Below are 14,819 nucleotides of genomic sequence, written 5' to 3' on the forward strand. Positions count from 1 at the left end.
GAGACAATTGATATAAAAGCTTTACTACCCTATTCGCCAACAATTCCACAACGATTAAAAATCAAATGATGAAAGCCATCTCCTCTGCTACCTGCATAGTATAGACGATGGCTCTTTTATTTTCTAGATGTGCTGTATTAGACGCTTACAATCGTATACTACAATTATACAGTTTTGGTAGTGTTTTAGGCTTTATTAGCTACCATGTTCTATCAGGGCATGTTTTATCGACGCATTGTCGACACACTGTATTGTATACTTATATGGTAAGCGAAAGAAGAGGGATATATTAGGATGAAGTATATACTTAATTACAGTACATTTACTTCTGAGAGGTGTACTAGGAGGTAAAAATCCCAATGAAAAGAAGGAATCTAAAGGTGTATATTTGCACTTGTTTCAAGGACAGGAGAAGAATGTAAATATGTTAACAATTGATGACAATTCATATGAGTTGTCAAAAATCGTAGACGCAGTCAAGGAAATATTAGAAAGTGCCAAATACATTTATTCTCGACCTACTTTTATCTACAAAATTCATTTGCAATAACCAGGTGGACATGGTGTTTTAGCGGATGATATGCGTCCAGTGACGCCAATAAAACGAATGCCATCTGCGTGGGGACACGATTATCGCATTTAGCTCTTATTCGGCGAGAAACTTGGAAATTAGATGAAGAAACTTGTAGTGCAGTAGGGGACGATTTACAAACAAGCAAATAAAAAATGAAAAAATAAATATCATTTAGGAGGAAAAAGCAATGACACACAAGAAACTGAGTGCAAGGATACTATCCCTTGTACTAACGGTAGCAATGGTTGGTACCATGATGCCGTCAACCGTGCTTGCGGCGGAGGGCGAGGCAGCTCTTGGCACAAGCAGTACCGAAAAAATCACACGCACTATTACAGCATTTGATGAACTGGAGGGCTACACAAAATCTGTTCCCTTTGACGAACACACCTATGCGGTATCAGTGGCGCTGAACACACCTGTTGAAAAAATCAAACTGCCTACTGAGCTTAGTGTTACGGTGGAGAGCACTACAACCACCACACCACCGGCGAAGGATGAGGTTGTCAATTCTGGAGAGGCGCCGGAGGAGACTACTCCTGCTTTGGAGCAGGAGGAATCCTCTGTTACAACCGTGACAGAAGAAACAATTCCAGTCACATGGAAGAACGACAAGGAATATAACCCCACCGAGAACAGCAAGATGATTTATACCGCCGTGCTACCAGAGAGCTATGCCATAGCTGATGGTGTAAAAACACCACAAATTTATCTTATAGTGGGTAAGCAGGCAAGAGCGAGGGAAGTTGTCATAGTTAACACAGTGGAAGAGCTGCAAACTGCAATCACAAGTACGACTGATGATCTGAGCTTGCAACTTTCAGACACATTTGATAGCACTAAAAACAATACATCCATCGTCATTGCGAGCGAAAATGACAATGATATAACCATGGATCTGAATGGTAAAACATTGAATTCAACAGCGGGTATCACCATTGAAAACTTTGGAACTGGCACATTCACAGTTGCAGATACAAGTGGTGGAAGTACTGGGATATTGAGCAATACATATACGGGGTATTACGGAAGTAGTACTGTGATTGAAAATAGCTCCAGAGGAACAATCAATATCACTGGAGGCACGATAAGGGGGAGCAGACTAGCAAGTTCTGAGACAATTTCTAACGCATATATAAGTGGGACCGTTCCTTTGGGTGGTACAGTCAATGTTTCTGGTGGAAAGGTGGAGGCTATCGCATCGGTGGATGGAAAAGCAATCACAAGCTATGGCACAGTAAATATTTCGGGTGGTACTGTGGAATCAACCGGAAAAAGTGGTTCTGCCATTTTTCTTGACTATGCTGCAACTACCACTATTACAGGGGGTACAATATCTGCTACGGGCTCTGCAATAAAGATTCAGAGTAACAGTACTGGTATAGTTAATATTGGAGAAGATTCTGGAATAACTACTACAATCAGTAGTGATAGCGCTACAATTTATCATCAAGGCACTGGCGCTCTTATTATAACTGGTGGTAAGATAAAGAGCACTGATAGTAGTGCGGTAATGATAACTGCGGCAGGGAAAACTACCATCACTGGTACGGCAAAACTTGAAAACTCTGCTACTGACTCAGATTTTGCTACCATTAGTTTGACGGCAGTTCCGACTGTAACTACAGCGGACAAGGTTGTGTTAACTATAGGCACTGGTGTCAGTGTAAAAAATACGTATCTAAAGGGATATTCTGTAAAATTTAGAAATAACATCGCAACAAAGTATAATGTCAGAAAATATTACAGCATTGAAAACACTGCAGTTGGAGGAGAGAGCAAAATTTTCCCTGAACCAGCTAAATTCACCTTGAAATTCGAAGGCATTACTGATCCCATTAAGGACATAACAGGGTATGCTAATGATACAATTACATTGCCAATACCTACTTCAGATAATGAAACCACATTTATCGGGTGGTACACATCTTTAGATTCCACAGGTAAATTGGTAACTGCAGACACAGTGTACACAGCATTTACAGACGTGATTACCACTATCTATGCCAAATTTGCAAAGGCAATTACCTTTGACGCCCGTAATGGTACAACCATTTCTCCAGCGGAAATCAGTGCTGACGGCAAAATAACTCTGCCAGCCAATCTTACATGGGGTGATTACACATTTGATGGCTGGTGGACAGGCATTGACGGTACAGGTACAGAGGTAACAGTGGACACAGTTTTCTCCGCCAACACCACCGTCTACGCCAAGTGGACAAAGGGGAGCAAAACAGTCCGTACAGAACCACTGGATTTGACTGCAAGTCTACTTCCCACAAACCTCGGTGACCAAGGCTGGACATGGGACGCAGACAAAAGTACCCTCACACTGGACGGTATGAATATTGCTATTGGAAGCAGTTATATAGATGATGAATCTAAATCCCTAACCGCTATTAAAATGCCAAGTAATGCAATAATTGTGGTGAATGGTCAAAATAAGCTGAACACAATGGGACCGTCAACTACTTATGTTTATGGCATAAAGGGTACAAAAGATATCACATTTAACGGAACCGGTTCATTTGACCTAGAGATTTACGACAACGGCGGGAATCAGGCGTGCGGCATAGATGGAGAGTCACTTACCATTGACGGATCACTTAATGTGGGTGTGACGGGCGATGTGGGTCATGGTATTAAGGCTAATAATTCAATAATCATTAAGGGTGGTACTATTTCTGTACAAACTTTAGCTAAACCCACATACCCTGAACCTTATGCTTTCAAGGCAAAGAATGGAACGATTACCGCCGAAGGCGCAACTGTCACGGGTGCAAATCAAGTCTTTATAAGCGGTGTAACCAAAACTTTGACTGGTGGCACTGTTGTTATCAGTTTATCCCCGTCTATTGCAGTGGACGCACAGACAGGCGCGGCAACCTATGGCACGGCAGCTAGCCCAACATTTTCCGTGACAAATAGCAACTTTGGTGGCGGTTACCCTGATTTTGACCCAAGTGTTTTATGGATAGACGGCAGCGCACCGACAGGTGTGACGACTGCATTTAGCGGCACGAACAACGAAACACTTACCGTGAACACCACCAGCGCAACCCCTGCTGGAGAGTATAAGTTTAAGGTGGTTTCGGCTAAATCAAGCCCTGAAACCGGCGACTACGAATCCACTGAGGCAACCCTAAAGGTGGACAGACTCGTAGCGACCATCGCATGGGGGACAATAAATAGTTTCACCTATAATGGGAGTGAACAAGCTCCTACCGCAAGCGTTAGCAACAAGGTAGGTACTGATGCTGTTTCCGTTTCTGTAACAGGCGGGCAGTCAAATGTAGGCACTGACATTACAGCTACCGCAAATGAATTGATTGGTGCAGCGGCTAGCAACTATGCTATGCCAAGTAGCAAACCAACACAGGCATTTGCTATCAACGCAAAAGAAGTCACTGTTACCGACGGTACTTTAGAATTGAAAAAGGCTTTTGATAACAGCATGAGCGCAGGAACAGTGACTAGCGGTAAGCTGGGCTTAACTGGCGTTGTGGGGAGCGACGATGTTTCGGTAAAAGTAGATACGATTGGTGCCTATACTGATGTCAATATTGGAAAAAACAAAGCCGTGACTCTTACTATTTCATTGGATGGTGTTACAAAGGACAACTATACCTTGGGGTCAAACACCTACAGTTTTACAAAGGCTGAAATTACCAAAATAGCTTACATTGGCTTACCAGCAAGTGCTCCTGATAACACACCCGAAAACAAGAGTGATAAGAGCATTACTATTAAACCGGTAATTCCTCCAACAGATGAGAACGTGGAGTATGCTATGAGCAAGAATAGCACAGTTCCGACTTCGGATAATGATTGGCAGGACGGCACTACCTTTAACAATCTTAATCCAAACAGTGAGTATTTCTTCTTTGCAAGGGTGAAAGAGAACGATAACCATGCGGCTGGAGGAACCAGCTCGGGCACATCCATTACAACGGATAAGTCAAGCTACACGACAAAAACTTCCGCACCGGATGACAAAGTACAGAGCAAGACTGACATTAACATTACATTGAATCCAGTAACACCGCCTACAGGTGAAACGGTACAGTATGCAATGAGTAAAACCAACGTAGCTCCGACTTCGGACGATGAATGGCAGGATGAGAGAACCTTTGATAGCCTTGATTCAAACACGGATTATTACTTCTTCGCAAGAGTGAAGGAAAACGATATCCACAAGGCAGGACCTGCGAGTGATGAAACGAAGATTAAAACAGATTTAAGTGATGTAGATAAGATAGCTGCTGCAAAAAAAGTGGTAGAGAGTGCATTGAAGGAGTTCAATGCGACCAATGTCACGGATGCTAATGCTATCATGGCATTAGCGAACAAGGCAATTTCTGATGCTGGTATTATAGGAGTCACATTATCTTGGGATGTTTCTGGTGCCTTTGACAAATCAGAGGCAACAGAAGATGCTAAGGGTAAGGTAACCGGAACAATCAAACTAAGCTGTGGTACAGAGAATGCTACTGTAACATTGAATAAAACAATTGCACAGCTTCCTAATGATCCTAATGAAAAGATAGCAACTGTAAAGGCAGCAATTGAAGCGGCTTTGAATGCTTATACAGCGACCAATGATACTACAGTTGTTGACATCAAAGCTCTTGTCGATAAAGTAAATGTCGAATCTGGTGTAAAAGGTGTAAAAGTTGATTGGAAATTACCTAGTGACTTTAAGAATAATAATTCTACAAATGAAAAAGACGGAAAAATTACTGGTACACTTGTATTTAGCTGTACAACTAGCAGTGCTAGTGCAAGTGATACACTTTCAGTAAATCGCCCGATTTTACGCACGGATGATCAAAAGCTAGGATATGCAAAAGAAAAAGCAGAAGCGGCATTAAATGATATTATTGGTACCAACCTGACCTCTGCAGAGGAAATCATGAAAGCAGTGAATGATGCCATCGCTAAATTTGGTGTAAGTGCTACATGGAAAGTAGGAAGTGATTTCAAGAAAGTACTTGCAACAGATAAGGGAACTGGAAGTATTACTGGTACTATTACACTTGCCTTGAATGGAAAAACAGTGGACATAACTCTAGATAAAACCATTAGACGGTTCATCCAACAGGAATTGATAAGTACAGGCGAAACAGATAAGGTAAAAGTAAGTGGTATGATTAGCGAACACGGAAAACTATACGTGGAATTGATTGCAGCAAAAGGTGGATACGAAAATCTCAAGGCAAAAGTAGATACTACTAAAAATGAGATCATAGGAGCATTCGAAGCAAGGGTTATCGGTGGAACGTATGATGGAAAGCTTATCATCTCCTTTGGAATTGGTGAAAAGTATAATGGAAAGATCATAACGATTTATCACCAAAAAGCAGATGGAACTATTGAAACATTTATAACAGCCTGCAAGAATGGTGAAGCGGTGATTACCGTGGATGAACTTTCTCCGTTCGTTTTGAGTGTACCAAAAGATGCCTCTAATTCAGGAGGAATTACGAGAGAACCAAGTGTTCCTGCCACAGGAGACAATAGTAACTTGACTCTTCTTCTTATATTGCTTCTTTCTTCTAGCGGTACATGTACAGTACTGTTCGTAAGACGTAGAAAAGTAGCTAATAGATTATAATTGAAAATGGATTTTCCGCTCGACTTGATTTTAATCAAGTTGAGCGGGTTTTTATTGTCATGTGTAATTTTAAAATTATTGTAAAAAAAAGAATGAAAAGGTCGGATCATATATGAGAAACTTAAGGAACTATCTTCTTTTTCATGTCTGCGCAATTTTAGATATTTTAATCACAAAGCCGAATCGCCCGATTTAATTTAACAGATGAATTTGGCCTTTCTTATATGGTTCGTACACTTCTATTGGAAAAACAATTAAATTTAAGCTATAATGGGTACGAACATAAGTGAGGTAAAAGATGAATAGAAATTATCCTAACATAACAATTAGTGAAGAAGGCGAAACATGGCTTCGTAAGGGGCAAATGTGGATGTATAAAAACAATGCACAGGAAGTGGATGACAACATCGAAAATGGTGCACCTGTAGATATTATGACAACCCGTAAAGAATATATGGGAACTGGGTTTCTTTCTAGGGAAAGTCATATCACTGTACGTATTCTTTCTAAGGATCAAGAAGAATTGATTGACCGTGATTTTTTTAAGAAGAGAATTCAATTTGCATATGACTTTCGTAAAACATTAGAAGTAAATAATATTACAAATTGTAGATTGATCTTTGGAGAAGCAGATCTATTACCTGGTTTGACGGTTGATCGATACAACGATATATTAGTGAGTCAAATCAGTTCTTATGGTTTGGATAAAATCAAAGATATGATTTATGAAATTTTATTAGAGGTTTTACAGAATGATGGACAAGATGTAAAAGGAATCTATGAAAGAAATGATATCAAGGTACGTGAAAAAGAAGGACTACCTATGGAAAAGGGATATTGGAGAGGAATGGAGTTACCAACGAAAACCATTATTCAAGAAAATGGACTGTATTTGCATGTGGATGTAGAGAATGGTCAAAAGACAGGGTATTTCTTAGATCAAAAGGCAAATCGTGTGTTATTGAGAAATATGGCACATGGGAAACGGGTGTTGGATTGTTTTAGTCATACGGGAGGATTTGCGTTAAATGCAGCCTTTGGCAAGGCTAGTAAAGTCGTGGCGGTTGATGTATCTCAAACCGCATTAGATCAAGGATTAGAGAATGCAAAACTCAATCAATTAGAAGATCGTATTTCCTTTGTAAAAGCAGATGTATTTGATTATTTAGATCACTGCCAAGAAGAACAATTTGATATCATTGTACTGGATCCACCTGCATTTACGAAATCTAGAAGAACGATCGATCATGCCTATAGTGGATACAAGAAAATCAATAAAAAAGCAATGATGCTATTGGGAAAAGGTGGTTACTTAATTACCTGTAGTTGCTCACGCTTTATGGAAATCGATAACTTTGAAAAGATGTTGAGAGAATCCGCAATGGAAACTGGAGTAACTCTAAAACAAGTTTCAGTGACACAACAAAATCATGATCATCCTATTTTATGGACCATGGAAGAAACATCTTATCTGAAGTTTTATATATTTCAAATTTTATAAGAAAAAAACAGGGCGTTCTATCTTGTTAGATAGACACGGTCCTGTTTTTGTTTTGGTTCTTTCTTTGAAAAGAATTCGATTATCATGGAGATTGAAATAGAAATCAAAATACCTATCGTTGATACAAGTAAAGTTTTCTTAAAGAAATCAAAGGACAGTGTAGGAATATGGAGAATGTTAGGGAATAGGAATACCGCAAAAATAAAGCCCAAAACCATTACGCTACATATACATACACGAAGTCTTGTGAAGGGAATACAGGAGCGTATAACGGCTTGCATACTAATGATGGCTACACAGAAATACATCATCGTTTCCACAAGTTCACTATCGCTGAAGGAATTTGTAAATTGAATCATAAAGATTACAATTAAAATTGCAACTGCATTTGGTAATGCTTTTTGAAATACGGATGGAAGGAACTTTCCTTTGATAGGTGCAATGTTTGGTTCCAATATGGTAAGGAAGGCTGGAAAGGCTTCTACTGCTAGATCAATCAATGTGATTTGTATTGGAAGGAAAGGGAATGGGAAATTAAAGAGTACACATAGAATCGATAATATAACAGAATATATGGTTTTAATGAAGAATACACCAGCAACTCTACCCATATTATTTACAACTCGTCTTCCTTCTAGTAACACATCTGGAAGATAAGAGAACTCGGAGTTTAACAAGACAACCTGTGACATCTGTTTCACTGCGTCACTTCCTTGTGCAATCGCAATGGAACAATCCGCTTCTTTTAACGCCAGCATATCGTTCACTCCATCCCCCGTCATTGCGACACTATGCCCCTTCGCCTGTAGTGCTTGTACAAGCAATCTCTTTTGATTTGGTGTAACTCTACCAAATACACTATAGTCTTCCACAACATCCGAAATAGCTTCGAATGTATCTTCTACGGATGACATATCAAGGAATCGATCATACGTACTTAATCCTGCTTCTTTTGCAATCGCGGAAACAGTATCCACATGATCGCCTGAAATGATTTTGATATCAATGCCTTCCTCTTTGAAATAGGCAAGTGTTTGCGATACATTGGCACGTAAGGTATCACTTAATACGATGGCATACAAAGGTTCTATGGAGTTTATATTGGAAGTGGGTTCTATTTTGGTTGTGGTACGTCCTATGATGATGACGCGTTTACCGCTTTGAATATATTGTATAACGTTTGTAGGTATTTCTTGGAGTAGTTTATCGGGCGCACCAATGAGGAGTGTACCAAATCCCTCAAAACTAGATGCACTCCATTTACGTAGGGATGAAAAAGGTATTTGAGAACTAGGTTGATAAGGATGATGTTTAGGGAAATAAGAGCATAGTGCTTCATAAGTCGCATTGTTATCATCACTATAATATAAAGTGGAGGATACATAGTTTTGTAGTTTTTTGTCTTTATCTTCCACAAAGGATATGACATGTTCAACTTCTAGGTTTCCACTTGTAATCGTACCCGTCTTATCTAAACAAAGGGTATCAATATGCGCAAGAGTTTCCAAGGAGTATAAATCTTGAATTAGAATTTTTTGTTTCGCAAGTTTTCCTACACCCGCCGCCAAAGATACACTGATCAATAATACTAGTCCCTTTGGCAACATGCCTAAAAGCCCTGCACTACTTGATATCACACTACTTTGCAGTGATTGATCTCTTACAAAATAAGCTTGTACAAATAATAAGATACCTAATGGAATGATCATAAGACATGTAATTTTGGTAACTTTACGCATGGAATTCAATAATTCTGATTGTACATTGCGAACTTTTTTTACTTCATTGGCAATCTTCGCTGCATAATTATCATTTCCGATATGCATTACTTTCGCATAGCATTTTCCTGAAATGATACTACTTCCAGAAAGTAATTCACCATCCACTTCCTTATGAATAGCATCACTTTCTCCAGTTAATAAAGATTCATTTACTTCTATAGCACCATACACAATTTGACTATCGCAACAAACTTGCGTACCACTATCTAATATCATAATATCATCTAGTACAATATCATCCACTGAGATATGTTTTTCTTCCCCATCTCGAACAACATTTACTTCTGGTATCATCAACAAGGATAGTTCATCAACAAGTTTTTTTGCGTGTAATTCTTGTGCAATTCCAATGATTACATTCGCCAATATAATGGCGATAAATAACGTATTGCTATAAGCACCCACCAGTATTAAGGCAACCGCAATCAATACATTCAATAAATTAAAGAGTGTACATATATTTTCTTTTAAGATTTGTTTTGTACTTTTTGTAATAGAGTGTTGTGTTTGATTCACAAAACCCTTGGCTCTTCTTTGCTCAACCTCTTCCCTTGTAAGGAAAGGGATATTTTTAGGAAACTCTTTCTTCATAACATCAACACCTCTCCTTAATATTATGAGCGACAATTGTTAAGTAAGTCTTTCCATTGTATAAACTTTTCATAAACATTCAAAAGAGCGTAATTCTTATCTTTTTAGTATCTAAATTTGCAATTCTTCGTTATAATATACGTGAGGTGTTAAGATGGAACATGAAACTATGGAAGAACTGCAAAAACGTTTGAATTCATCTTCAATGTATTTGCAGAGTAATGATATGCATGTCGTAGAAGTGAAAGAAGGATATGCAAAAGTAGAGATGGTAATTGATGAACAAATATTAAATGTTCATGGGTTTGTACATGGTGGAGCTCTGTATTCTCTAGCAGATACAGCGGCAGGTGCCGCAAGTTTTGCGACCGGAAGAGATAGTGTGACGTTATCGGGTACTATCAACTATATCAAACCAGGTAAGGGTGGTAAGTTGATTGGTATTGCGCAGGAAATAACTGCAGGAAGAACGACTGGTTTATATGAAGTCTTTATCTTTAATGATCGTGAGGTATTGTTGTCAAGAGCTACCTTTACAATGTTTTTCTTGGATGGGGATCGTTATAAAAATAAATAGAAATTACGATAGAAAAGGCGTTTTCCAAGAGGAAGACGCCTTTTCATGTTAGGAGATAATATCTAGCATTTTTGCAATATCTTCTGATGCCATTTGAACTTTTGATTTCTCTATGAGGATATTTTTGCCTGTCATGATATAAGAGGGGATGATTCGTATATCCTTATAGTAGAAAGAAGTATCCCGTAATTTGTAAGTGGAAATGGATGGGATGACGGCCTTTTTACTTTGGTTCTTTGTGATTGTGTTATAGGCTTTTTTTGCGACATCACCCATTAACATAATGACTTTTACATTTGGAAATAAAGAAAGTTCTTTTTCTAGAATAGGTAAACTTCGTTCGATATCTTGTTTGGAAACTGTGGTCGTAAGTTTAGGGATTTTTATAGCGTTGGTGATATAGATACCAAGATCTAATATATCTTCTATCGTTTCTACATGTGCACCAGCATTTTGAAAGAGTGGAATGGTGGTACTTAAATATTCATCTCCAATCTCTCCATAGAAATCCTGTCTAGGGTCCATAGGAACTACCTCATTGATTATAATGGCATGAATGTTACTTGGATCTAGTGTAAGCGTAGGTACGCTCATATCGCTTGTTAATAGGGTAGAAAGTTCTTGTTTGATTTGCATAATGTCACCTCTTTATTTTAGTATAGCAGAGAAATGGGACAACAGTATGTCATATTCGATGATTATTGGAACTGACTTTCATATAATTGGGCATAGGAACCATGTTGAGATAAGAGTTCTTCATGTGTTCCTTGTTCGATGATATGTCCATGTTCCATAACGAGTATGAAATCACTATGAATGATGGTGGATAAACGATGTGCAATAACAAAGCTTGTTTTCCCTTCCATTAATTGTTTCATAGCGTTGTTTACATGTTGTTCACTGCGTGTATCTATGGAACTGGTTGCTTCATCAAGGATGAGAATGGAAGGATTCTTTAGTAAGACTCTTGTGATGGAGAGAAGTTGGCGTTGGCCTTGGGAAAGGGAACTACTATTGGTATGTAAGATTGTATCGTATCCATGTTTTAATTTACGAATGAATTCATGTGCTCCACTTTGTTTTGCGGCCTGCATGATTTCTTCTCTAGTTGCGTCTTTTTTACCATAGGCAATGTTTGCGGCGATACTATCTTCAAATAAGTAGGTATCTTGTAGTACCATACCAAATTGTTGTCGTAAGGAATCTCTTGTATACTCTACAACGTTCATTCCATCAATGGATATGGTTCCTGCTTGTATATCGTAAAAGCGCATAAGTAGGTTCACGAGGGTTGTTTTACCTGCACCAGTTCTCCCAACAATCGCAACTTTTGAACCAGCTTTGATATGTAAACATAAATTTTGCATAAGTGGTTGATCACTTACATAGGCAAAGGATACATCTGTGAATTGAATATCTCCTTTTGTTTGTTTCATATTTGGTAAATGTTCTTCTTGTGGTTCTTCTTCCATATCTAATATGGTAAAGATTCTTCGTGCACTCGCAACACCACTTTGTAATTGGGTGATCACACCTGTGATTTCATTGAAGGGTTTTGAAAACACATTAGAATACATTAAGAAGATGGAAATACTACCAATGGTAATCTCTCCAGAAAGGGCTAATAAAGCTCCTGCAAGTCCAACACAGGCATAGGCAATATTGGTCACAAAGCGTGTACTAGGGTTCGCAAGAGAACCATAGAACTGTGATTTCACACCTGCGTGATAGAGCACTTCATTTGTTTCTTGAAAGTGTTCATTCATCCAGGATTCAAATTGATATGCTTTTACTGTTTTTATTTGTGATAGCATTTCTTCACTATAGCCATTTAATTTTCCAAGGGTGTTTGCTTGTTGACGGAAATACTTTTGTGAACGTACGGTAATGGTTCTAGCGACAAGATAGGTAAAGGGAGCAGATAGAATAACAACGATACTCATTACAAGGTTAAGCTTTAACATAATCGCAATACAGAACACAACACTCACTGTTCCGCTAATAATTGTAGATAAACCTTGTAGTAATCCATCCGCAACAATATCGATATCATTGATATAACGGGATATTAAATCTCCATGTGCATGTGAATCAAAGAAAGAAATAGGGAGTTTTTGCATCTTATCATAAAGTAGTTTTCGTAAGGTTGCGCTACTCGAAAAAGCAATCTTATTGGACGTATACATCAGCACCCATTGAAATAGTGAATACCCAAGATACACACACGTTAATGCGATACAATATAGGACAACGCGATAAATTGAAGCGTGTGCTAAATAATCATCAATCGCATCTCCAATCAAGATAGGAGCTACTAGATTTAATACAACAAAGATAATGGAAGATAAAAATGCAAACACCAATAACCATTTGGATGTTTTCACAAATGCTAGAAGGCGACGTAAAATAGTTTTTGTACTCATGATGCATCCCTCCCAATTGCCTGTGTTTGACATGTTTCTTGATATACATCACAAGTATCGTATAAATTGGTATGGGTATCAAAACCAACCAGTTTTCCATCATGCAATACAAGGATTCTATCACAATCTAATAATGTCCCAACACGTTGGGATACGATGATTCTTGTCATTGGATAAGACCTAAGTGCTTTTCTTAACATCGCATCGGTTTTAAAATCTAAGGCAGAACAAGCATCATCTAGAATTAGAATGTCTGCTTTTCTTAATAATGCACGAGCGATACAAAGGCGCTGTTTTTGCCCACCAGAAAGATTTGCGCCTCCTCGTGTTAACATCGTGTGAAGTCCATCTTTCATCTCTTGTATAAAGTCCATTGCTTGAACATCACATAATGCTTTTTCAATATCGTTGGTAGCATAGTCTTTATGCAATGTGATGTTCTGTAGTATGGTGTCATTGAAGAGTTCACATGTTTGTGAAACAATGGCGATATGATCTCGAATAGAATTGTTTGTGAGGGTTTGAATAGGGTGTCCATAGAAAGACACTTGACCATCTGTTGCGTCATAAAAGCGCGCCATCAAATGAACGAGTGTAGATTTTCCTGATCCAGTACCACCAATGATTCCGATGGTTTCATTTGGACGAATGGAAAAACTTATATCTTCAAGAGAACGTTCACTATCATCATAGGAAAAACTGACATGATCAAACGTGATGGCATATTCTTTATCTTTTGTATTGGTTAGTTGTTCATGACCTTCTTTCATAGAGGGAGCATGCTCAAGAACTTCGTTCACCCTTTGCGCAGAAGCACTTGCCTTTGTGAAGATTACGATTAAATTACTTGTTGCGATAAGTGCAATTAAAATGGAGATAGCGTAATTGATAAAGGCGATAATCGTTCCTGGATCCATTGTACCTGTATGTATTTCGATAATCCCTGTCCATAATAAAAATACGATTGCACCATTGACAACAAGTGCAGTCAAAGGACTTAATAAGGCTGAACAGCGAGAGACTTTCATCATTTGTTTTGACAAATCATCCACTTGTGCATCAAAGGTTTGTTTTTCTTTTCGTTGGGAAACAAATGCTCGAATCACGCGTACTCCAGAGAAGTTATCATCTAGGATTTCCGCGAAACGATCAAGCTTCTTTTGATATGCACGGTATAAAGGAGAACTATAGCGAATGAAAATAAAGAGTATGGCTGCGATGAAGGGAATCGTTGCGATCAATATCAAAGACAATCGAACATCCAAGATCATCGACATAACCACTGCCCCAATGACGATGAAAGGAGAACGGATGAGCAAGCGAATTAACATGGCAATCGCAACTTGTAGTTGTTGAATATCATTGCTTAAGCGATTGCTAAGGGAAGAGGTGGTAAAGTGGTCAATATCTTGAAATGAAAATGATGAAATATGACGCATCATTGCATTTCTTAGATTTGTCCCAAAACCTTGTGAAGCAAGTGCCGCATGGTATTGACAAGTCATACTAAATCCAAACGCAATGATCACCATGAAAATCATGACGCCTCCCAAAATCATCACGACTTGAGTGTTATTTTTCACAACACCTTCATTGATGACAAATGCCATAATAGTCGGTAATAACAATTCTAAAATAGCCTCTATTAACTTGCATAGAGGTCCCACACTACATTGTATTTTAAAAGGTTTTAAGTAAATGGCCAGTTTTCTCATGTGTCTTCCTCTTTTTATCATTAGTATTATAACGTTTATCGTT

The 14,819-nt window shown here is 38.5% G+C and carries 7 protein-coding genes; 3 read left to right on the forward strand and 4 right to left on the reverse strand.

The window, feature by feature from the left end; all coding sequences use genetic code 11:
• Positions 1 to 761 precede the first annotated feature (761 nt).
• Both ACWG0P_RS13235 and ACWG0P_RS13240 read left to right on the forward strand, forming a co-directional pair.
• Positions 762 to 6,188, forward strand: a complete 5,427-nt coding sequence (locus ACWG0P_RS13235) for a beta strand repeat-containing protein (protein WP_455802116.1) — start codon at positions 762 to 764, stop codon at positions 6,186 to 6,188.
• A gap of 298 nt (positions 6,189 to 6,486) precedes the next feature.
• On the forward strand, positions 6,487 to 7,689 hold the full coding sequence (locus tag ACWG0P_RS13240; RefSeq protein WP_455802117.1) for a class I SAM-dependent rRNA methyltransferase: 1,203 nt from the start codon (positions 6,487 to 6,489) through the stop codon (positions 7,687 to 7,689).
• 17 nt (positions 7,690 to 7,706) lie between these two features.
• On the opposite strand, the gene ACWG0P_RS13245 is transcribed toward ACWG0P_RS13240, so the two are convergent.
• The gene (locus ACWG0P_RS13245; protein ID WP_455802118.1) at positions 7,707 to 10,061 is read right to left on the reverse strand and encodes an HAD-IC family P-type ATPase; all 2,355 of its coding nucleotides are present in this window, start codon (positions 10,059 to 10,061) and stop codon (positions 7,707 to 7,709) included.
• 154 nt (positions 10,062 to 10,215) lie between these two features.
• Here ACWG0P_RS13245 and ACWG0P_RS13250 point away from each other — a divergent pair, with 154 nt between their 5' ends.
• Positions 10,216 to 10,638 carry a PaaI family thioesterase gene (locus ACWG0P_RS13250; RefSeq protein ID WP_455790581.1) on the forward strand — a complete coding sequence of 141 codons (423 nt, stop codon included), beginning with the start codon at positions 10,216 to 10,218 and terminating at the stop codon, positions 10,636 to 10,638.
• A 48-nt stretch (positions 10,639 to 10,686) separates the two neighbouring features.
• Here the strand turns inward: ACWG0P_RS13250 and ACWG0P_RS13255 are convergent, their stop codons facing one another.
• The 3 genes from ACWG0P_RS13255 to ACWG0P_RS13265 form a co-directional block, all read right to left on the reverse strand.
• A complete protein-coding gene (locus ACWG0P_RS13255; RefSeq protein ID WP_455802119.1) occupies positions 10,687 to 11,274 on the reverse strand; it encodes a uracil-DNA glycosylase family protein in 588 nt (195 codons plus the stop codon).
• Positions 11,275 to 11,336: 62 nt separating this feature from the next.
• Positions 11,337 to 13,061 (reverse strand): ABC transporter ATP-binding protein, encoded by a 1,725-nt coding sequence (locus ACWG0P_RS13260; protein WP_455802120.1) that lies wholly within the window; start codon positions 13,059 to 13,061, stop codon positions 11,337 to 11,339.
• A complete protein-coding gene (locus tag ACWG0P_RS13265) occupies positions 13,058 to 14,776 on the reverse strand; it encodes an ABC transporter ATP-binding protein (protein WP_455802121.1) in 1,719 nt (572 codons plus the stop codon). Before ACWG0P_RS13265 ends, ACWG0P_RS13260 begins: the two co-directional genes overlap by 4 nt.
• Positions 14,777 to 14,819 lie beyond the last annotated feature (43 nt).

The organism is Amedibacillus sp. YH-ame6 (genome assembly GCF_053848845.1).